This window comes from Actinoplanes sp. NPDC023801, assembly GCF_040639655.1.
In the GTDB taxonomy this organism is placed as follows: domain Bacteria; phylum Actinomycetota; class Actinomycetes; order Mycobacteriales; family Micromonosporaceae; genus Actinoplanes.
Map to the genome: position 1 here is coordinate 113,069 of NZ_JBFAAI010000020.1, position 21,496 is coordinate 134,564.

Annotated in this window: 17 protein-coding genes and 1 pseudogene; 14 read left to right on the forward strand and 4 right to left on the reverse strand. The window is 69.6% G+C overall.

What is annotated here, in order from left to right:
* Positions 1-20: 20 nt before the first annotated feature.
* Genes AB0G04_RS30205 through AB0G04_RS30215 form a run of 3 tightly spaced genes read right to left on the reverse strand, consistent with a single transcriptional unit; the run spans position 21 to position 3,232 of the window.
* On the reverse strand, positions 21-398 hold the full coding sequence (locus AB0G04_RS30205; RefSeq protein WP_360989395.1) for a DUF779 domain-containing protein: 378 nt from the start codon (positions 396-398) through the stop codon (positions 21-23).
* A 3-nt stretch (positions 399-401) separates the two neighbouring features.
* On the reverse strand, positions 402-1,925 hold the full coding sequence (locus AB0G04_RS30210; protein WP_360989398.1) for an aldehyde dehydrogenase family protein: 1,524 nt from the start codon (positions 1,923-1,925) through the stop codon (positions 402-404).
* Between the two features lie 38 nt (positions 1,926-1,963).
* Positions 1,964-3,232, reverse strand: a complete 1,269-nt coding sequence (locus tag AB0G04_RS30215) for a GAF domain-containing protein (RefSeq protein WP_360989512.1) — start codon at positions 3,230-3,232, stop codon at positions 1,964-1,966.
* A 47-nt stretch (positions 3,233-3,279) separates the two neighbouring features.
* Here AB0G04_RS30215 and nfi point away from each other — a divergent pair, with 47 nt between their 5' ends.
* The 13 genes and pseudogenes from nfi (at position 3,280) to raiA (ending at position 17,329) form a co-directional block, all read left to right on the forward strand.
* Positions 3,280-3,933, forward strand: a complete 654-nt coding sequence (gene nfi, locus AB0G04_RS30220) for a deoxyribonuclease V (RefSeq protein ID WP_360989401.1) — start codon at positions 3,280-3,282, stop codon at positions 3,931-3,933.
* 85 nt (positions 3,934-4,018) lie between these two features.
* The gene (locus AB0G04_RS30225) at positions 4,019-5,398 is read left to right on the forward strand and encodes a phosphomannomutase/phosphoglucomutase (RefSeq protein ID WP_360989404.1); all 1,380 of its coding nucleotides are present in this window, start codon (positions 4,019-4,021) and stop codon (positions 5,396-5,398) included.
* A gap of 44 nt (positions 5,399-5,442) precedes the next feature.
* Positions 5,443-5,604 (forward strand): annotated as a pseudogene (locus tag AB0G04_RS30230) (Trm112 family protein); the annotation flags it as partial.
* 191 nt (positions 5,605-5,795) lie between these two features.
* Positions 5,796-7,022, forward strand: coding sequence for an SIS domain-containing protein (locus tag AB0G04_RS30235; protein ID WP_360989407.1), 1,227 nt, complete (start codon positions 5,796-5,798; stop codon positions 7,020-7,022).
* A gap of 42 nt (positions 7,023-7,064) precedes the next feature.
* Entirely contained in the window at positions 7,065-8,246 is a 1,182-nt protein-coding gene (gene manA, locus AB0G04_RS30240) for a mannose-6-phosphate isomerase, class I (RefSeq protein ID WP_360989515.1), read from the forward strand.
* 549 nt (positions 8,247-8,795) lie between these two features.
* Positions 8,796-10,247, forward strand: a complete 1,452-nt coding sequence (ahcY, locus tag AB0G04_RS30245; protein WP_360989410.1) for an adenosylhomocysteinase — start codon at positions 8,796-8,798, stop codon at positions 10,245-10,247.
* 55 nt (positions 10,248-10,302) lie between these two features.
* Entirely contained in the window at positions 10,303-11,151 is an 849-nt protein-coding gene (locus AB0G04_RS30250) for a helix-turn-helix transcriptional regulator (protein WP_360989413.1), read from the forward strand.
* Between the two features lie 44 nt (positions 11,152-11,195).
* Positions 11,196-11,405: a DUF397 domain-containing protein gene (locus tag AB0G04_RS30255; protein ID WP_360989415.1), complete on the forward strand. Its 210-nt coding sequence runs from the start codon at positions 11,196-11,198 to the stop codon at positions 11,403-11,405.
* A gap of 134 nt (positions 11,406-11,539) precedes the next feature.
* Entirely contained in the window at positions 11,540-12,229 is a 690-nt protein-coding gene (gene mtrA, locus AB0G04_RS30260) for an MtrAB system response regulator MtrA (protein ID WP_360989419.1), read from the forward strand.
* A 116-nt stretch (positions 12,230-12,345) separates the two neighbouring features.
* Positions 12,346-13,911: an MtrAB system histidine kinase MtrB gene (mtrB, locus tag AB0G04_RS30265; RefSeq protein WP_360989517.1), complete on the forward strand. Its 1,566-nt coding sequence runs from the start codon at positions 12,346-12,348 to the stop codon at positions 13,909-13,911.
* Positions 13,911-15,722: an LpqB family beta-propeller domain-containing protein gene (locus tag AB0G04_RS30270; protein WP_360989421.1), complete on the forward strand. Its 1,812-nt coding sequence runs from the start codon at positions 13,911-13,913 to the stop codon at positions 15,720-15,722. Before mtrB ends, AB0G04_RS30270 begins: the two co-directional genes overlap by 1 nt.
* Position 15,723: 1 nt before the next feature.
* Positions 15,724-16,434, forward strand: coding sequence for a phosphoribosyltransferase family protein (locus tag AB0G04_RS30275; RefSeq protein ID WP_360989425.1), 711 nt, complete (start codon positions 15,724-15,726; stop codon positions 16,432-16,434).
* 277 nt (positions 16,435-16,711) lie between these two features.
* Positions 16,712-17,329: a ribosome-associated translation inhibitor RaiA gene (gene raiA, locus AB0G04_RS30280; protein ID WP_106315367.1), complete on the forward strand. Its 618-nt coding sequence runs from the start codon at positions 16,712-16,714 to the stop codon at positions 17,327-17,329.
* Here the strand turns inward: raiA and AB0G04_RS30285 are convergent.
* Positions 17,318-18,262, reverse strand: a complete 945-nt coding sequence (locus AB0G04_RS30285) for a GNAT family N-acetyltransferase (RefSeq protein ID WP_360989428.1) — start codon at positions 18,260-18,262, stop codon at positions 17,318-17,320. The two genes, raiA and AB0G04_RS30285, sit on opposite strands and share 12 nt — an antisense overlap.
* A gap of 186 nt (positions 18,263-18,448) precedes the next feature.
* Here AB0G04_RS30285 and secA point away from each other — a divergent pair, with 186 nt between their 5' ends.
* A complete protein-coding gene (gene secA / locus AB0G04_RS30290; RefSeq protein ID WP_360989430.1) occupies positions 18,449-21,355 on the forward strand; it encodes a preprotein translocase subunit SecA in 2,907 nt (968 codons plus the stop codon).
* Positions 21,356-21,496: the final 141 nt, after the last annotated feature.

Sequence of the window (21,496 nt, forward strand, 5' to 3'; positions counted from 1 at the left end):
GACACCGCCCCTCGAACGGATTAGCCCAGTTCGGCCAGCTCAGCCTCGGTGAGGAGGCGGGAGCGGATCAGGAACCGGACGCCCTCGGGCGCCTCCAGCGAGAAGCCGGAGCCGCGGCCGGGGACCACGTCCACCGTCAGATGTGTGTGCTTCCACAACGCGAACTGCGAGGCCGACATCCAGAACGTGATGGGCTCCGGCACCCCCTCGATCGCCAGAGACTGCAAGAGCACGTCGGATCCGCCGGTACGGAACTCGCCCTCCAGGTAACACATCGGCGAGCTTCCGTCGCAGCAGCCGCCGGACTGGTGGAACATCAGTGGACCGTGCTGCTCCCGCAGCTGCCGCATCATGTCGGCGGCCGCGGGAGTCACGTCGACCCTCGTGGCGGCGGTCATGGCCTAGAAGAAGCCCATCGCCTTCGGGGAGTAACTGACCAGCAGGTTCTTCGTCTGCTGGTAGTGGTCGAGCATCATCTTGTGGTTCTCCCGGCCGATGCCGGACTGCTTGTAGCCACCGAAGGCGGCGTGCGCCGGATAGAGGTGGTAGCAGTTCGTCCAGACCCGGCCCGCCTTGATCGCCCGTCCGGCCCGGTACGCCTGGTTGCCGTCCCGCGTCCACACGCCGGCGCCCAGCCCGTACAGCGTGTCGTTGGCGATCTTGATGGCGTCGTCGAAGTCGCTGAACGGGGTGACCGAGACCACCGGCCCGAAGATCTCCTCCTGGAAGATCCGCATGCTGTTGCGGCCCTCGAAGATCGTCGGCTGCACGTAGTACCCGCCGGCCAGATCGCCCGGCATCTCCGCCCTGGCGCCGCCGGTCAGGGCACGCGCGCCCTCCTGCCGGCCGATGTCCAGGTACGAGAGGATCTTCTCGAGCTGGTCGTTGGACGCCTGCGCGCCGACCTGGGTGTCGGTGTCCAGCGGGTTGCCCTGCTTCAGGTTCTCCACCCGCTTCACGCCGGCGGCCAGGAAGTCGGAGTAGTGGCTCTGCTGGATCAGGGCACGGGACGGGCACGTGCACACCTCGCCCTGGTTGAGGGCGAACATCGCGAAGCCCTCGAGCGCCTTGTCGAAGAATTCGTCGTCGGCCCGGCTCACGTCCTCGAAGAAGATGTTCGGGCTCTTGCCGCCCAGCTCCAGGGTGACCGGGATCAGGTTCTCCGAGGCGTACTGCATGATCAGGCGCCCGGTGGTGGTCTCGCCGGTGAACGCGACCTTGGCGACCCGGTTCGAGCTCGCCAGCGGCTTGCCCGCCTCGGCTCCGAACCCGTTGACGATGTTCACCACACCGGCCGGGATCAGGTCACCGATCAGCGAGAAGAGGTAGTGGATCGAGGCCGGGGTCTGCTCGGCGGGCTTGAGCACGACCGCGTTGCCGGCGGCCAGTGCGGGCGCCAGCTTCCAGACCGCCATCAGGATCGGGAAGTTCCACGGGATGATCTGGGCGACCACGCCGAGCGGCTCGTGGAAGTGGTAGGCGACGGTGTCCTCGTCCAGTTCCCCCGCGGTGCCCTCCTGGGCGCGGATGGCACCGGCGAAGTAACGGAAGTGGTCGATGGCGAGCGGGATGTCGGCCGCGAGCGTCTCCCGTACCGCCTTGCCGTTCTCCCAGGCCTCGGCGACGGCGAGTTTCTCGAGGTTCTGTTCCATCCGGTCGGCGATCCGGTTGAGGATGTTGGCCCGCTCCCCGGCGGAGGTGCGGCCCCAGCCGGGAGCGGCGGCGTGCGCCGCGTCCAGGGCCTTCTCCACGTCCTCGGCGGTGCCGCGGGCGACCTCGGTGAAGATCTGGCCGGTCACCGGGGACGGGTTGGTGAAGTACTGGCCCTTGGCCGGCGGGACGTACTCCCCGCCGATGTAGTGGTCGTAGCGGGACTGGTAGCTGACGATCGAGCCCTCGGAACCGGGCGGGGTGTAGACGGTCACGGTCTCGCCTCCTCATTCGGGGCGGACCTTAGTTACGTTCACGTTGCAGGAACGTTGCACCCGTATTCGCGGTTCAGTGCGGCGACCCGGCGGGCGGCCACCGGGTCGGCCGGGGCGAGCGCCGCGTAGGCCTCCCACATCTCCAGGTCGTCGCCGCCCCATGGACGGTTCAGCCAGGTCTGCACCAGACGCCGGTCGCCTTCGGCGAGCACGGCGGCACGCAAGCGGTCGTCCATGCGGCGTCGCAGCCGCGCGATCCCCGGCGCGTCCGATCCCGGCAGCAGTTCTCCCGGGTACGCCGCCAGAGCGTCCGCTGTGCGCCCCTGCTCCAGCAGCCGGCCGACCGTGCCGAAGTCCACCTCCACGTGGGTGCGCAGCCGGTAGGGCCGGGAGTCGAGCAGTTCCGGGCCGAGGATGCGGCGCAGGCGGGACAGTTCGGCGCGGACCGTCACCGGGTTCACGTCGTCGCCGTACAGGTCGAAACCGAGCTGATCGCCGGTGCGCCCCTCCGGATGGACGCTGAGCAGCACCAGCAACTCCGAGTGCCGCCGCCCGAGCCGGATGGTGCGGCCGTTCCACGCGAGCACGGCCTCGTCCCGGCCGAGTGCCGCGACCCGCGGTTTCTGCGGGACTTCCACCACCCCGCGCAGGTACGCCTCCGCGGCCAGCGCGGTGGCGCGGACCAGCGCCAGGCTGTGCGGGTTGGCGAGATGGTCACCGCCGGTGACGTCGATGGCCCCGAGCAGCTGGCCGGTGCCGGGGTCGTGGACGGGGGCCGCCGCACACGTCCACCGCTGCACCGGATGACTGAAGTGCTCGGTGGCGAAGATCTGCAGCGCGTGGTCGACGGCGAGCGCGGTGCCCGGCGCGTTCGTCCCGGCGTGTGCCTCGTCCCAGCGGGCACCCGGCACGAAGTTCATCGACGCGGCACCCCGCAGCGTGGCCGGATGCCCCTCGACCCAGAGCAGCCGGCCGTGCGCGTCGCAGACCGCCATCATGTGGTCGCCGTCCTCGGCCAGCCCACCCAGCAGGTCCCGGAAGATCGGCATGACCCGGGCGAGTGGGTGCGCCGACCGGTAGGCCTCCAGGTCGTCGTCGGCCAGTTCGATCGGGGGAGTGGTGTCGGCGCGGACGAACGCCGCCGAGCGGGCCCAGGAGTCGGCCACCACCGGACGCATCTGCCCCGGACGCCGCTCACCCGCCAGGAACCTCTCGTGGGCGCGGCCGACCTGACGGATCCGTTCGGCGGGATCGTCTCCGGGGGTCAGAGCAAGCCACGGGTTCACCGGCAGCACCTCCTGCCCCATCGTGACCCGCGTCACCGCGAGAGACAACAGTAACTACGCTTCGGGCCGTGCAGCCCTGGCCCCGTACCGAACAAGAAGCCCTGACCGTGCAGGACGTCCTGCGTTCCCGCATGGTTCTCGAGGGCGGCCCGGTCGCGCCGGCGACCGTGGCGGGACTCGACGTGGCCTACTCGGCCGACGACGACCGGCTCGCGGCTGCCGTCGTGGTGCTGAACACCGCCGACCTCTCGGTCGCCGACACCGCCGTGGTCCGTGGGCGGCCCGCCTTCCCGTACGTCCCCGGCCTGTTCGCCTTCCGTGAGGTGCCGGCGCTGATGGACGCCCTCGAGAGGCTGACCGTCCGTCCCGAGGTGCTGATCTGTGACGGGCACGGCCTGGCTCACCCGCGCCGGTTCGGGCTCGCGGCGCATCTCGGCGTGCTGACCGATCTCCCGGCGTTCGGCGTCGGGAAGACCCGGCTGGTGGGAGACTGGGAGCCGGTCGGCGAGCGGCGGGGTGATCGTTCGGCGCTGATCGACGGGGGCGAGACGGTCGGAGCCGTCCTGCGTACCCGGTCGGGGGTGAAGCCGGTCTTCGTCTCCGTGGGGCACCGGATCGACCTGGACCGGGCCTGTGCGCTGACGCTCCGGCTGACCCCGCGCTATCGCCTGCCGGAGACGACGAGGGCCGCGGACCGTGTCTGCCGGGATCTGCTGAGTTGACCGACCGGTCGCGCGGTTAAAACCTGGGGGTACCAGACACTCCGCTACCCTCGGGCCAAAGGGGACTTTCTTTCAGGGGTGAGCAGTGTCTGATCTGTCGCAGATCATCAAGGCGTACGACGTGCGGGGAACCGTCCCGGACCAGTTCAACGAGACGGTGGCCCGGGCTATCGGCACGGCGTTCGTCGAGATGTTGCGGGAGTCCGGCGACGAGCCGGATCAGATCGTGATCGGGCACGACATGCGCGAGTCCGGCCCCGGGCTGGCCGCCGCCTTCGCCCGCGGGGTGAACGCGGCCGGAACCGCCGTGATCAACATCGGTCTGGCCTCCACCGACCAGCTCTACTACGCCTCCGGCTCACTGAACCTGCCCGGTGCGATGTTCACCGCGAGCCACAACCCCGCCCAGTACAACGGGATCAAGCTGTGCCGGGCCGGCGCCCGCCCGGTCGGCCAGGACAGCGGACTCGTCGTGGTCCGGCAGCGCGCCCAGCAGCTGCTCGCCGACCTGAACGCGGAGGCCGACGGCCCGTCCCGGGTCGAGCAGCGTGACGTGCTCAAGGACTACGCGGCCCACCTGCGCTCGCTGGTCGACCTGTCCGGCATCCGGCCGCTCAAGGTCATCGTGGACGCGGGCAACGGCATGGGCGGCTACACCGTCCCGGCCGTTCTCGGCGACCAGGTGCTCCCGGCCCTGCCGCTCACCATCACGCCGCTCTTCTTCGAATTGGACGGCTCGTTCCCCAACCACGAGGCCAACCCGCTGGACCCGGCAAACCTGGTCGACCTGCAGAGGGCGGTCCGCGAGCACGGCGCCGACATCGGCCTCGCCTTCGACGGCGACGCCGACCGCTGCTTCGTGATCGACGAGAAGGGCGACCCGGTCTCCCCGTCCGCGATCACCGCGCTGGTCGCGGCGCGCGAGCTGGCGAAGTTCCCGGGCAGCACGATCATCCACAACCTGATCACCTCGGCCGCGGTGCCGGAGATCATCCTGGAGCACGGTGGCAAGCCGGTACGCAGCCGCGTCGGCCACTCGTTCATCAAGGCCGAGATGGCGTCGACAAACGCGGTCTTCGGTGGCGAGCACTCGGCGCACTACTACTTCCGGGACTTCTGGTTCGCCGACACCGGCATGCTCGCCGCCATGCACGTGCTCGCCGCGTTCGGCGGGCAGCCGCTGCCGCTGTCGGAGTTCGCCGCCGAGTACGAGCGGTACGCCGCCTCAGGTGAGATCAATTCCACGGTGGCCGACGCGACCGCGAAGATCGCCGAGGTCCGGGCTGCGTTCCCGGCCGCCGCGGTGGACGAGCTCGACGGCATGACCGTGCAGGTCGGCGACGGTGCGTGGTTCAACCTGCGGGCGTCCAACACGGAGCCGTTGCTGCGGCTCAACGTGGAGGCCCCCGACGCGGACCGGATGGCGAAACTGCGTGACGAGGTTCTGGCCATCGTTCGTGGATAGGATCGCCTCGACCCAGTTCTCTCGCGGTGATTAGGAGTACGTCGGTGGCGCTCGATCAGCAGTTGCTGGAGATTCTGGCCTGCCCGGACACGCATCACGCGCCCCTCGAATACGACGCGGGTGCGCAGACTCTGACGTGCACCGAATGCGGCCGGATCTTCGAGATCCGGGACGACATCCCGATCCTGCTTCTCGACGAGGCGCGCGAGCCGGGATCGGCGTCGTCCCCCGCCGGCTCGTCCTCCACTTCCACTTCCGACGTGGAGGACGCGGGCTCGTCGGCCACATCCGGCTCCTCCGCCACCGGCGGCTCGTCGTCCACAACCGGCTCGTCGTCCACAACCGGCTCGTCGCCCACGGCCGGCTCGTCCGCCACTTCCGGTGAGGAGAACAAGTGATGGCCGGCCCACTGAGCGGCTCCGCGGGAGTCAACGGGCACCGCATCGCCGACGAGTCGCTGCTCAACGACGAGAAGTCGATGCTCGCCAACGACCCGGGCGGCATGCTGCGGGCCACCGCCTCGGCGGGCGCCCAGGTGCGCGAGGCCGCGGCGCTGGCCGCCGAGGTCGACCTCAGCATGCTCGCCGACGAGGGCCGGCCACGCGCCGTCGTGGTCGCCGGCATCGGCACCGCCGGTCTCACCGGTAGCATCCTGTCCACCGTCGCCGGCCCGCGCTGCCCGGTACCGATCATCGGCCACCGCAGCGCCGGCGTGCCCGGCTGGGTCGGTGCGGCCGATGTCGTGATCGCGGTCTCCGCCTCCGGCCGCAGCCCGGAGGCCCTAGCCGCGGCTGAGGCAGCCGCCCGCCGCGGCGCCCGGCTGGTCGCCATCGGCAACCCGGGTTCCGACCTGGAAGCGCTTGCCGAACGCGCCCGTGCGCCGTTCATCGGTGTCCCGCGCCGGGCCCCGGCCCGGGCCACTCTCTGGGGCCTGACCATCCCGGTGCTGTTCGCCGGGCGCGCGCTGGGCCTCGCCAAGCTGGCCGAGGCGGACATCGCCGAGACCGCCATGCGGCTGGACGCCGACGCGGAGCGGTGCCGTCCCGGGGCCGACTCGTTCGTCAACCCGGCCAAGGAGCTGGCCCTCGGGCTGGCCGGCTCGGTGCCGATCGTCTGGGGCTCCTCGCCGCTGGCCACGGTCGCCGCCCGGCGGTTCGCCGACACGCTGGCCGCCAACGCCCGCTACCCGGTGATGGCCGGCGCGCTCGGCGAGGCCGGCCGGGGACGGGTGGGTCTGCTCGACGGCGTGTTCGGCGGGCTGGCCGAGACCTCGCGGGACATCTTCGCCGACCCGGACGACGACGCCGACGAGGAGCGGACCCGGCTCCGGCTCGTGGTGTTCCGGGACGGCGGGCTCAACCCGGAGGACGACGCGGACGAGCCGGTGGCCGTCGAGGAGCGGCGTGCCGACGCCATCCAGACGCTCGCCGAACGGCGTGGGGTGCGCTGCGACGTGCTCACGGCCGAGGGCGGTTCGTCGCTGGAGCGGCTGGCCTCGCTGGTCGCGGTGCCCGACTACGCTTCGCTCTACCTGGCGCTCGCGCACGGCCTCGACCCGATGGCGGTGCCGGCGATCAGCGAGATGAAGGAGCTCTCCAACCCCGTCCCGGAGGGCCTCCAGTAACCGCGGAAGTGGCTGCCAACTGCTAATTTGCCGGGTATGACCGTGTATCCGTTGACCGGAGTCATCCGGCCGTATGCCTGGGGTTCCCGGACCGCGATCGCCGGGCTGCAGGGCCGTCCCACCCCCACCGAGGGGCCCGAGGCGGAACTGTGGCTCGGCGCGCATCCCGGCGACCCGTCCACCGTGCCGGGGCCGGACGGGCCGATCGACCTGATCCGGCTGATCGACGGTGACCCGGCCGGACAGCTCGGCGACGACGTCGTGCGTACCTTCGGGACACGGTTGCCGTACCTGATGAAGGTCCTGGCCGCCGCCGCACCACTGTCGCTGCAGGCCCACCCCGACGCGGAGTACGCGAAACAGGCGTACGCCCGTCAGGAGGCCGATCCGGCCGCACCCAAGAACTACACCGACGCGCACCACAAGCCCGAGATGCTGGTGGCGCTCACGCCGTTCGAGGCACTCTGCGGCTTCCGGAGCCCGGCGGTCGCGGCCGCGGTGATCAGCGAGTTCAAGCTTCCCCGGCTCGAGCCCGTGGTGACCGCCCTGCACGGCGGTGACCTGGCCGAGGCGGTCCGGCTCCTGCTGACCTGGCCCTCCGACGATCGGAAGGCGCTGATCGACGACGTGGTCACCACGGCACGTGCCATCCCGGCCGGGCACGCGCACGCCGACTCGTTCCGCCTCGCCACCGACCTGGCCGGCCACTACCCGGGCGATCCGGGCGTACTGGTCGCCCTGCTGCTCAACCTGGTCCGGCTGGCTCCCGGCCAGGCCATCTGGATGCCGGCCGGCAACCTGCACGCGTACCTCAGTGGTCTCGGCGTCGAGCTGATGGCGGCCAGCGACAACGTGCTGCGCGGCGGGCTCACCCCGAAACGGGTGGACGTCGACGAGCTGCTGCGGGTGCTACGCTTCGAGGTCCTTGACGATCCGCTGCTGCCCGCCACCACGGTGGAGCCGGGCGTGGAAACCTGGACGGTGCCGGTGGGTGACTTCGTCCTCTACCGGATCGAGCTGGACGGCACGCGCCCGCCGATCGAGGTGCCCGCCCGCGGCCCGCGCATCGTCCTGTGCACCGAGGGCACGGTGTTCGCCGGTCAGAGTGAGGACGGCACACCGGTCGAGCTGGGCCCGGGCACGGCGGCGTACGTGCCGGCCGGCGCCGGGGCGATCAAGGTGGCCGGCACCGGTCGGCTCTTCGTCGCGGCGGTCCCTGCCTGACAGCTCCGGGCCGGCCCCGCACGGTGGCCCGACGTAACCGTCTGTCCAGCATTTGTGCCCGAAATTTCTGCAAATAACTTGACATGATGGTTGCGGAGTGTGAATCTAAGAGTACGCAGCGTCATTGGTGATCGGGGGGTCCCACGGACGCGCGCGGTACCAAACCGGGGGGATGAACGGGGCGGCGGGTTTCGACCTGTCGCCCCGTTCGCTATCCCGGGCCGCCGGAAGTCGCGGAACCATCACCTGAGTTCCACGGCGCCCCGGAACCGCAGGCAACAACTCCAGCAGCGTGGCGATTCGCGGTCCGCTCCACCCCGCACCTGACCACGCGAAACGCGGGACGTCTCGCCGGAAGTGGACGGGATCGGGGTGGCGGTGAGCGCGGCAGCCCGGGTGAGCCGACGCGTGCTCGTCGCGGGCGATCGGCACGGGACCGCGAAGGTGCGTTCGAAGGGCGCTTAGGTCGTACGAAACAAGGGGTTTGCGGCCTTTGATCGGCTTAGAGTGAACCGCTGCTTCGGATGCCGAGAACCCGGGAGTCCCGCCATGACCACCACGCTCGCCGAGGGTGATTTCAAGGTCGCCGACCTGGCACTGGCCGCGTTCGGCCGCAAGGAGATCGAGCTGGCCGAGCACGAGATGCCCGGTCTGATGTCGCTGCGGGCGGAGTTCGGGGCGAAGCAGCCGCTGCGCGGAGCGCGGATCACCGGGTCGCTGCACATGACGATCCAGACCGCGGTGCTGATCGAGACGCTGACCGCGCTCGGTGCCCAGGTGCGCTGGGCCTCCTGCAACATCTTCTCGACGCAGGATCACGCGGCGGCGGCGATCGTCGTGGGGCGCGACGGTACGCCGGAGAAGCCGAGCGGGGTGCCGGTGTACGCCTGGAAGGGCGAGACGCTCGAGGAGTACTGGTGGTGCACCGAGAAGGTCCTGCTCTGGCCGGACGGTGAGGCGCCCAACATGATCCTCGACGACGGCGGTGACGCGACCCTGCTGGTGCACAAGGGCGCCGAGTTCGAGCGGGCCGGTGCGGTGCCGTCACCGGAGACCGCGGACTCCGAGGAGTACGCGGTGATCCTCGGGCTTCTGGGGCGCAGCCTCAACGAGGACGGCAGGCGCTGGACCCGTACCGCGGCCGGGATCAAGGGGGTCACCGAGGAGACCACCACCGGCGTGCACCGGCTGTACGAGATGCAGCAGGCTGGGACGCTGCTGTTCCCGGCGATCAACGTGAACGACTCGGTGACGAAGTCGAAGTTCGACAACAAGTACGGCTGCCGGCACTCGCTGATCGACGGCATCAACCGGGCCACCGACGTGCTGATCGGCGGCAAGGTGGCGGTCGTCCTCGGGTACGGCGACGTGGGCAAGGGCTGCGCCGAGTCGCTGCGCGGGCAGGGTGCCCGGGTGATCGTGACCGAAGTGGACCCGATCTGCGCGCTGCAGGCCGCGATGGACGGCTATCAGGTGGCGACGATCGACGACGTCGTGAGCTACGCGGACATCTTCGTCACGGCCACCGGCTGCTTCGACGTGATCACCCATGAGCACATGGCCCGGATGAAGCATCAGGCCATCGTCGGCAACATCGGGCACTTCGACAACGAGATCGACATGGCAGGTCTCGCCCGCCGGGGTGACGTGCAGCGGATCGTCATCAAGCCGCAGGTCGACGAGTGGCGCTTCGCCGACGGCCACTCGATCATCGTGCTGTCCGAGGGGCGTCTGCTGAATCTGGGCAACGCGACCGGTCATCCGTCGTTCGTGATGAGCAACAGCTTCTCGAACCAGACGATCGCGCAGATCGAGCTCTTCACCAAGACCGAGGAGTACCCCGTCGGGGTGTATGTGCTGCCGAAGATGCTGGACGAGAAGGTGGCCCGGCTGCACCTGGACGCGCTCGGGGTGAGGCTGACCGAACTCACCAAGGAGCAGGCCGCATACCTGGGTATCGCGGTGGAGGGACCGTACAAGCCGGAGCACTACCGTTACTGAGAAACCTGCAAGTGCATAGACCGTTGTGCAACTTGCAAAAGATATGGTTGTTCGCGTGGCGAGGCCGACATCCACAGCGCGCCGGGAGCTGGGCGGTGAACTGCGCCGGCTCCGCGGTGAGCGCCGCGCTGTCGATGTGGCGACGGCCCTGGGCTGGTCGGAGTCGAAGCTCAGCCGGATCGAGACGGCACACACCGGCATCAGCGAGCCGGACCTGGACCGGTTGCTCACCCTCTACGGCGTCGCGGTCGAGGATCGTGGGCGGCTGCGCGACCTGGCCCGGCGCGGGCGGGCGCGGGCCTGGTGGACGCCGTACCGGTCGTCGGTGCCGGACCCGTACGACGAGTATCTGACCCTGGAGTCCGAGGCGGTCCGGATCTTCGAGTGGGAGGCGCAGGTGGTTCCGGGCCTGCTGCAGACCGATGAGTACGCCCGCGCCGTGATCGAGACCGGCGCGGACATCGACGACTCGGCGGTCATCCAGCGCCGGCTCGCGCTGCGGATGGGCCGGCAGAACACGCTGAGCCGGGTGCCGCCGCCGCAGTTGCGGATCGTCATCGACGAAGGGGTCCTGCTGCGCCAGATCGGCGGGCCGGACGTGCAGCGCCGGCAGCTGAACCGGCTCTACGAGGCGAGCAGCCGGCCCGGCGTGGACCTGCAGGTCCTGCCGTTCCAGGCGGGCGCGCACGCCGGACTGATCGAGTCCTTCATGGTGCTGGAATTCGCGCCGGGGACCAGGGCGCCCGTGGTGCACATCGAAGGGCTGACCGGCGGCCTCTTCCGGGTGAAGCCAGAGGAGATCGACGTGTACCGGGACGCCTTCGATGACCTGCAGGAACGCTCATTGTCGCCAGAAGAGAGCCGAACGGCCATCGCTGAGACGAGGGATCGGGTCGGCCGTTGAGTCCTTGCCGTGGGGTCCAATGGAGAAGCATTCCACGGAAGGAGATGATCATGAAGGACATCACGCTGACCTGGCGTAAAAGCAGCCGCAGTGGCGCTGCCGGGCATTGCGTCGAAGTCGCCGGAGCGCCGTCGACGGTGCTGGTGCGCGACTCGAAGGACGTGACCGGACCGGTGCTCAGGTTCGGAGCCCCGGACTGGACCGGCTTCCTCGCCGGAGTCCGTGCAGGGGAGTTCGACCGGCCCAGCGCGTGATCACACCCTGATCGCACGCCACGGGCGGTCCCGGACCGGGACCGCCCGTTTTTCCGTCCCAGTAGTAGGCTCCCGGGGCAAGATCGGCCCCCAGGTAACGCGAAGACCGGGAGGACAGTGCAATATTGGACCGCATGAGAGCCCGGGTACTCGTCGTCGATGACGACCCAGCGTTGGCCGAGATGCTCGGCATCGTCCTGCGAAGCGAAGGCTTCCTGCCCTCTTTCGTGGCGGACGGTGAACGAGCCCTGGCCGCCTTCCGGGAGAACCGCCCCGACATAGTGCTGCTCGACCTGATGCTTCCGGGCATGAGCGGGATCGACGTGGCACGGGCGATCCGGGCCGAGTCCGGCATCCCGATCGTCATGCTGACCGCCAAGAGCGACACCGTGGACGTGGTGCTCGGCCTGGAGTCCGGGGCCGACGACTACGTGGTGAAGCCGTTCAAGCCCAAGGAGCTGGTGGCCCGGATGCGGGCCAGGCTGCGCCGGGGTGAGGACGCCGCGCCGGAGACGCTGACCATAGGGCCACCCGGTAACCAGATCACCATCGACGTGCCGGCACACACCGTGTCCCGGGACGGCGAGGAGGTGAAACTGACGCCGCTGGAGTTCGACCTGCTGGTCGCCCTGGCCCGCAAGCCGCGTCAGGTCTTCACCCGCGAGGTGCTGCTGGAGCAGGTCTGGGGTTACCGGCACGCCGCCGACACCCGCCTGGTCAACGTGCACGTGCAGCGGCTGCGCGCCAAGATCGAACCGGATCCGGAGCGGCCGGAGATCATCCTGACGGTCCGTGGTGTCGGCTACAAGGCGGGCACCGGCTGATCGCCCCGAGCGGCTAACCTTGCCGCGAGATGCGTGCTCCTGCCTGGCTTCCGATGCCCCTGCGCCGTGCCCTCCGACTGGTGCGGCGCTGGTGGCGCCTGCTCGTCCGGCACCTGATGCGTTACACGGCGCCCGCCCGGCGGGCCTGGCGCCGTTCGCTCCAGCTGCGGGTGGTGGCGATCACTCTGGTCGCCTCCAGCCTGCTGGTCGGCACGTTCGGCGGCTTCATCGCCGACCGCAGTGCCGAGATCCTGCTGAAACGCGCCGAGGACGAGGCGCGCGCCGCGCTGACGACCAAGGTCAGATATGCGGAGGATCAGCTCACCCTCTACCCGCAGAGCCGTGACCCGGAGCTGCCGAGCGCGCTCAAGGACCTGGTCAACGAGCTGTTCGGCGGCGTGGCCTCGTCCCGGGGCGACTCGGTGATCTCGATCCGCGCCGACGGCTATCCCGACCTCTCGGCGGTCACCGTGCCGAACAACGTCGACCCGCGTGACCTGATCACTTCGGAGATGATCCGGGCGGTCTCCGGCGAGGGCGGCGGGGTCCGGCAACAGATCCGGACCGCCGAGATCAACGGCCAGACCACCAAATACCTGGTGTACGGGTCACCGGTGCCCACCCGGTTCGGGCAGGTCGAGCTCTACTACATGGTTCCGCTGACCAGCGAGGACCAGGACGCGAACCTGATGCGGACCACCGTGCTGGCCACCGGCCTGGCCCTGGTGATCCTGCTCGGTGTGGTGGCGGGCCTGGTGACCCGTCTGGTCGTCACCCCGGTCCGGGTCGCGGCCCGGACCGCGCAGCGGCTCTCGGCCGGCCTGCTCGACCAGCGGATGAAGGTGAACGGCGAGGACGACCTGGCCCTGCTGGCGGCCGCCTTCAACCAGATGGCGGCGAACCTGCAGCGGCAGATCGTGCGGCTCGAGGAGATGTCCCGCCTGCAGCGCAGGTTCACCTCGGACGTGTCTCACGAACTTCGGACACCCTTGACCACCGTACGGATGGCCGCGGATCTGATCTTCTCCGAGCGGGAGGAGTTCGACCCGGCGGTGGCCCGCAGCGCCGAGCTGCTGCAGGCCGAGCTCGACCGCTTCGAGGAGCTGCTCACCGACCTGCTGGAGATCAGCCGGTTCGACGCCGGCTTCGCCGCGCTCGACGCCGAGCACACCGACCTGGTCCCGATCGTCGAGCGGGTGGCCGAGCGGCTCACCGGCCTGGCCGAGCGGGCCGGCGTCGAGCTGGAGCTCAACCTGCCGGACACGCCGGTGATCGCCGAGGTCGACCCGCGGCGGGTGGAGCGGGTCCTGCGTAACCTGGTCGGTAACGCCGTCGAGCACGCCGAGGCGAAACCGGTGCTGATCACCATGGCGACCGACGACGCGGCGGTGGCGGTCACCGTGCGCGATCACGGGATCGGCCTGAAGCCCGGTGAGGAGCGGCTGGTGTTCAACCGGTTCTGGCGGGCCGACCCGTCCCGGGCCCGGCAGACCGGCGGTACCGGCCTCGGGCTGTCCATCAGTGTGGAGGACGCCCGGTTGCACGGCGGCTGGCTGGAGGCGTGGGGCTCACCCGGTGAGGGCGCCCAGTTCCGGCTCACCCTGCCGGTGCGGGCGGGCGACCGGCTGGTGGCCGCGCCGCTGCCGCTGATTCCCCGGGACCGGACCGCGGAGGTGAGCTGATGTTCCGTCGTGCGATGGCCGGCGCCACGATCGCCCTGCTGCTGCTGGGCGGCTGCGGCATCCCCGACAACTCGGACGTGGCCGTGGTCGGTCCGGGCCCGTCCACCGGCACCTCGTCGGGCGGCGGCGGCCTGCGCAGCCGGATCGCCCGGGACTCGACCAACGACCGCACCGAGTTCGTCAACAACTACCTGAGCGCCGCGGCGGGTGACTACGACAGTGCTGTCGAACGGGTCAAGCAGTTCATGGCGCCAGACTCCCGGGAGGGCTTCAAGCCGCCGCCCGCGCCCCGCGTGATCCGGCTGACCGGATCGCTTGTCGTCGAGCCGGGCCGGGACACCGTCGAGATCCCGTACCAGGAGCTCGGCACGCTGGGTAAGAACGGCCTGCTGGAACCGTCGGCCGAGCAGGTCCTCGACACGTACGAGCTCCAGCTCGACGAGGTCGTCGGCGAGGGGCTCTACGTGCGCCAGGCGCCACCGTTCCTGCTGCTCAGCGACAAGGCTCTGGACACCTTCTACGACGAGCGCACGATCTACTTCTGGAACACCGAGCGCACCGGCCTGGTGCCCGACATCCGTTACCTGCTCAGCGACGTACCGATCGAGCAGGAGCCGACGATCATCCTGAACTGGCTGATCGGCGGGCCCGCCCCGTGGCTGCAGGACGCCGTGGAGCCCCTGCCGGAAGGCACCAAGCTGGAGAGCAAGGTGCCCGCCATCCGGGACGACCGGCTGGAGATCAGGCTGAGCGCGCAGGCGGTGCCGACCGAAGGCGCCGACGAGGCCATGGAACGGCTGCGCAAACAGATCCAGTGGTCGCTGCGGAACCGCCTGCCGGAGTTCCTGGAACTCGTGGTCGGTCATCAGGACGCCCGCACCTACTCCGATGAGGACTTCCTCGCCAGCAACTCCTCGGCCCGCCTGGTAGCCACCCCCGAGCGGTACGTGATCTACGACCGCACGGTCCGGAGGCTGACGGAATCGTCCCGGCCCGACCTGGACCTGGTGCCCGGCCTCGCTCCGGAGGCCAACAAGGACGTCTCGCTGGCGGCCCTCGGCACGTCCGGCACGCACATCTTCGCGGCCCTGGTCACCGGCACCGGCAAGAACGAGCGGCTCCGTGTGGGAAGCGCGCCGGTCGGCTCGCAGGCCAAGCTGAACGAGATCCCCGGCCTGCCGGCCGGTCTCGGCAACCCGGTCTGGGCGATCACCCCGGCCGAGGGCGCCGAGGGGGCGTTCGGGCTGATCATCGCGGGCGGCCGGCTGTGGCGGTTCAGCGCGAAGGGCGGTGCGGCGCAGGAGGTGGCGTGGTCCAGCCCGTCCGGCTCGATCACCGCGATCACCGTGGCGCCGGACGGGCACCGGGTTGCCCTCGTGGTCGGCGGCCGGCTCTACCGGGCGGTGCTCAACGTCAGCGGCAACGGGATGGCACTCACCGCCCTCAATCAGATCTTCTCGCCGTTCTCGCTTGTCACAGCGGTGGATTTCAGCGGCGAGGGCTGGCTCGCGGTGGCCGGTGTGCTCCCGGTCGACCAGCGCATCTCGATCACCTACCTGTCGATCGACGGGGGGCTGCTGAGCCCGGTGCTGGCGGACATGGGCAAGGAGGAGAAGGTGACCTACCTCACCACCTACCCGGCCAACCCGATCACCCGGCGCAACAACGTCGGTACGGTGCTCTACTCGACCGGTCCCAACGCGTGGGAGGCGCTCTCCTCGCCGGTGCAGATACTGGCGAAGGATCTGGCTGGGCAGACCGGTGAGCCGCGGCCCGAAGTGGTGCCCCAGGCGCCGTTCTACCTCAACTGACATGGTTCTCCCGGAACTCGCCGACCTCGTGCTGCCGAGCGCCTGTGCGGGGTGCGGGGCGGACCGGGTGCGGCTCACGTACGGCACGTGCCCGCCCTGTGTGGCCGCGCTCGAGTCGTTGCGGCCGCGGACGGCCTCGCCGACCCCGCCGCCGCCCGGTTTCCCGGCCTGCGTCGCGGTGGGGGCGTACTCGGGGCCGTTGCGGGGTGCCCTGCTGGCGTACAAGGAGAAGGGCCGGCACCGGCTCGCCGGGCCGCTCGGGACGCTGCTGGCCGGTGCGGTCGCGGCGCTCGCTCCGCGGGACCGCCCGGTGACCCTGGTGCCGGTGCCGTCGACCTCGGCGGCCCGCCGGGAGCGGTACGGCGACCACATGGCCCGCCTGGCGGATCACGCGGCCCGGCGGTTACGGACCGCGGGATACCGGGTGAACGTGGTGCAGCCGCTTCGTGCACTGCCGCGGCCTGACTCAACGTCACTGGATGCATCCGAACGAGCGACAGTAGCTGTCAATTCGCTGCGAATGACATCCCGAATCGGCGTTCTGCGACGCGACGACAGATCCCGAGGCACGCTGGTGGTGGCGGACGACATCGTTACCACCGGTGCCACTCTGGCGGCGGTGGTGCGTCGGCTTGAGGAGGCGGACATGCAGGTCACGGGCGCCGCAGTGCTCGCAGCGACAGAGTTGCGCAAGATCAGCCCCGGCATTTGACTGTGAAGTTGCCCCAGTCTGCCGATAGAGGCGAAGGTCAGCCTTCCGGTATCCCAAACGAGGGGTGACTGTCGGGCATAGGAGGGTTAGCGTCTAGGTGACGAGGGTAAGCGCGCAGGCTTATCCGCCGCCGGGAGCATTCCGCCTCACCGGAAAGGAGTCGTCTCACTCTCATGGGCCGCATCCGATCGTTGATCTTGATGCGGTGTTTTTCACCCAGTAGCCCGGCCGCGCCGCGAATCGGCGTCCGGAAGCACAACGTTGGGGGAGGTCACGAGTGGACATTGTCGTCAAGGGCCGCAACGTAGAGGTTCCCGACCACTATCGAGAGCATGTCGCCGACAAGCTGAGCAAGGTCGAGCGATACGACCAGAAGCTCATGAGGGCCGACGTGGAGCTCTTCCACGAACGCAATCCGCGACAGTCCGACACCTGCCAGCGTGTCGAGATCACGGTCATGACCAAGGGGCCGGTGGTACGCGCCGAGGCCCAGGCACAGGATTTCTACGCAGCCCTGGACTGCGCCATCAACAAACTGGACGCCCGGCTGCGTCGTTCCGCCGACCGGCGCCGGGTACATCGTGGAAGGCACGCGCCGGTCTCCGTCGCTGCGGCCACCGCGAACCTCCCCACCGATCTGACGCACGGACGGACAGCCACGCTGACCGAACCGGCCCTCGACACCGAGCCGACCGAGCACGACGAGGACCAGCCGTGGCGCATCGTACGGGAGAAGGAGCACTCGGCCGAGCCGATGACCGTCGACGACGCCCTCTTCCAGATGGAGCTCGTCGGCCACGACTTCTACCTGTTCCATGACAAGGAGAGCGGCCGGCCGAGCGTGGTCTATCGCCGCCGTGGCTACGACTACGGCATTCTCAGCCTAGGCATGTGAGTCCGCTCCTCTGCCGGAGGCCTGCGCGAGCAGGTCTTCGGCGAGGAGCACGAACTGCACGTCGTCGAGGCGTGTGCCGGCCGGGCCGGGAAGCCGCGACCGGAGGTATGCCTCGCGCGTGAAACCCGCGCTCTCCAGCACCCGCTGGGAGCCGAGATTCGTCGGCAACGTGCCGGCGATCAGACGGGTGATGCCCGTCTCGGCGAAGACCCAGAGGGCGAGCAGCTGCGCGGCGCGCGAGGTGAAACCCCTTTTCCGGTACGCCGGGAGCATGCTGTACCCGATCATCGCCTGACCGGTGGGCGGCTCCTGGTAGTACAGGTCGATCTCGCCGGCCCGTGCCCCGGTCGCGGTCTCGACGATGACCAGGTCGGCCCGGTTGCCGGCCAGCCAGTGCGCCTCCGCGCGCGAGCAGCGCCGGTGGATCTCACCAGCCTGTTTCGGCTCCGGCGGCACGCTGGTGGCGATCACGTCCGGCACGTTGTGCAGCTCGGTGTAGAAGTCGATGTCCTGCTCGCCGAGCGGGCGCAGGGTGACCACGCCGTCGGACAGCTCGCCGCCCGGCAGATCAGGCAGCAGCCGCAGGGCCGGTTCTTCCGGGTCGCCCGCCAGACGGGAGTAGACGAGCAGTTCGGGGTCGCCCCGGCGAACCCCCTCACGGGTGTAACCGGCGGCCAGCGCGACCCGCTGGGCGGCGGGGGCGTCCCACGGGATCAGCAGCTCGATCCGGTCCAGCCCACCGGCCAGGGCGGTCCGGCTGAACTCGCGGACCGCAGCGGTCGCCGCGCCGCGGCGCCTGGCCCACGGTTCCACCCGGAACTCGAGCCGTTCGCCGGTGAGCGTGAGGCCGCCGAGGACGGCACCGGTCGCGTCGATGATCGTCCGGGAGCCGGGGCCCGCGTCCTCGAGCCGGATTTCGGGGTTCTGATCCACAGCGCCATCCTTCCCGGGACGCGCCCGACCGCCAAACAGGTTTGGAACGCGGCGAAGCGCTGCGCTCTCAGCGAACTTCCCGGTGCCTTTCGCTCTGTTTGCGAGTTTCACCGGAGGCCAGGGTCACAGGTACCGGGTGGAGGTGCCTACGATGGTTCCGCAGACTGTCTAGGGGAGCGTTGACCCGTGTCGATTTTGGAAAAGATCCTCCGCGCCGGCGAAGGCCGCATGGTGCGACGCCTGAAGGCGATCGCGGACGCGGTCAACTCGATCGAGGACGACTACGTCGACCTGACCGATGACGAGTTGCGCGAGTGCACCCAGCAGTTCAAGGAGCGCTATCAGGAGGGCGAGTCACTGGACTCGCTGCTGCCTGAGGCCTTCGCGGTGGCACGGGAGGGCGCGAAGCGTGTGCTCGGCCAGCGGGCGTACGACGTCCAGCTGATGGGCGGTGCCGCCCTGCACTTCGGCAACATCCCGGAGATGAAGACCGGTGAGGGCAAGACCCTGACCGGTGTGTTCCCGGCCTACCTGAACGCGTTGAGCGGCAAGGGTGTGCACATCATCACGGTCAACGACTATCTCGCCCAGCGTGACGCTGAGTGGGTCGGCCGGGTGCACGTGTTCCTCGGCCTCTCCGTCGGCGTGATCCTGCCGAACCGGCCGGCCGCCGAGCACCGCGCCGCCTACCAGTGCGACATCACGTACGGGACGAACAACGAGTTCGGCTTCGACTACCTGCGCGACAACATGGCGTGGTCGAAGACCGAGCTGGTGCAGCGCGGGCACAACTTCGCGATCGTCGACGAGGTGGACTCGATCCTCATCGACGAGGCGCGTACGCCGCTGATCATCTCCGGCCCGGCCGAGCACTCGGCCCGGTGGTACGGCGAGTTCGCCCAGATCGTGGCCCGCCTGCAGCCCGGCAAGGACGGCGAGGGCGACTACGAGGTCGACGTCGCCAAGCGGACCATCGCGGTCACCGAGCGCGGCGTCGGCAAGGTCGAGGACCGGATCGGCATCGAGAACCTGTACGAGTCGGTGAACACTCCGCTGGTCGGCTACCTGAACAACGCCATCAAGGCCAAGGAGCTGTACAAGCGCGACAAGGACTACATCGTCAGCCCCGAGGGCGAGGTCCTGATCGTCGACGAGTTCACCGGCCGCATCCTGCACGGCCGCCGCTACAACGAGGGCATGCACCAGGCCATCGAGGCGAAGGAGGGGGTGGAGGTCAAGCAGGAGAACCAGACCCTGGCGACCGTCACCCTGCAGAACTACTTCCGCCTCTACGAGAAGCTCGGCGGCATGACCGGTACCGCGCAGACCGAGGCCGGCGAGTTCAACAGCGTCTACAAGGTCGGCGTCGTGAGCATCCCGACGCACCGCCCGATGATCCGGATCGACCACCCGGACGTCATCTACAAGACCGAGCAGGCCAAGTTCAACGCCGTCATCGAGGACATCGCCGAGCGGCACGCGACCGGTCAGCCGGTCCTGGTCGGCACGGTCTCGGTGGAGAACTCGGAGATCCTCTCCACGCTGCTGCGCCGTCGTGGCATCCCGCACAGCGTGCTGAACGCGAAGTTCCACGCGCAGGAGGCGACAATCATCGCCCAGGCCGGCCGGAAGGGTGCGGTCACCGTGGCGACCAACATGGCCGGTCGTGGCACCGACATCCTCCTCGGCGGCAACCCGGACTTCACCGCCGCGGCCGAGCTGCACCAGCGCGGCCTCGACCCGGTGGAGAACCCGGAGGAGTACGCGAAGGCGCTCGAGGAGGTCCTCCCGATCGTCAAGGAGGCCACCGAGCGCGAGGCCGCCGAGGTTCAGGCCGCCGGCGGTCTCTACGTCCTCGGCACCGAGCGGCACGACTCGCGCCGCATCGACAACCAGCTCCGCGGCCGGTCCGGCCGGCAGGGCGACCCGGGTGAGTCCCGGTTCTACCTGTCGCTGCAGGACGACCTCATGAAGCGGTTCCGGGCGGGCGCTGTCGAGGCCGTCATGGAGCGGTTCAACATCCCCGAGGACGTTCCCATCGAGTCGAAGATGGTGAGCAAGCAGATCCGCAACGCGCAGACCCAGATCGAGGCGCAGAACGCGGAGATCCGCAAGAACGTCCTCAAGTACGACGAGGTCATGAACAAGCAGCGGCAGGTCGTCTACGCCGAGCGCAAGCGCGTGCTCGACGGCGAGGACATGCACGACCAGATCACCAGCATGATCAGCGACGTGGTGGCCGACTACGTGCGGGTCGCGACCGCCGACGGCTTCGCCGAGGACTGGGACCTCGACGACCTGTGGACCAGCCTCAAGCGGCTCTACCCGATCACGCTCACCATCGACGACATCGTCGAGGAGTCCGGCGGCGAACGTAACTCGGTCGACCAGGAGTTCCTGCTGCAGCAGTTGCAGCAGGACGCGCTGACCGCGTACGAGACTCGCGAGGAGGAGCTCGGTCCGGAGGCGCTGCGCGAGCTGGAGCGCCAGGTGCTGCTCTCGGTCATCGACCGCAAGTGGCGTGAGCATCTCTACGAGATGGACTACCTGCAGGAGGGCATCTCCCTGCGGGCCTACGCGCAGCGTGACCCGGTGGTCGAGTACCAGCGCGAGGGCTTCGACATGTTCAACCAGATGATGGAGGGCATCAAGGAGGAGGCCGTCGGTCTCGTCTTCAACCTGGAGGTCCAGGTCGAGGAGGCGCCGACCGTCACGCTGGACCCGAGCCAGGCCTTCGAACTGCCCAAGGTCGGCGAGGTGCCGGACGACGACCAGCCGGAGCATGTCGAGGTGCACGCCAAGGGCCTCAACACGCCGAGCCGCCCGCAGAACCTGCAGTACACCGCCCCCACCATCGACGGTGAGGCCGGCAGCGGCGGTCCGCAGGTCCAGCAGCAGGGCCCGCCGCCGGTCGCGATCGGTCCGGGCGGGTCGCCCGTCCCGGCGAGCCCGGCACACGGCGGTGCCGGTTCACGGTCTAACCGGAACGCCGCCGGTCAGTCCGAGTCGAACGGCCCGTCGCGGAACGCGCCGTGCTACTGCGGCTCGGGCAAGAAGTACAAGCGCTGCCACGGGGCGCCCGGGGCGGTCTGACCCAGCCTGTCCGAACGGCCCGCGTGATCCGGCTCCGGCCGGGCCACGCGGGCCGTTCCGCTTTTCCGGCTCCCGTGCCGGTGCGGCGTGCTGTGCCCCGGGACGGCCGTCGCTCTGCTCGCTGCCGGACGCCCCGGGGAG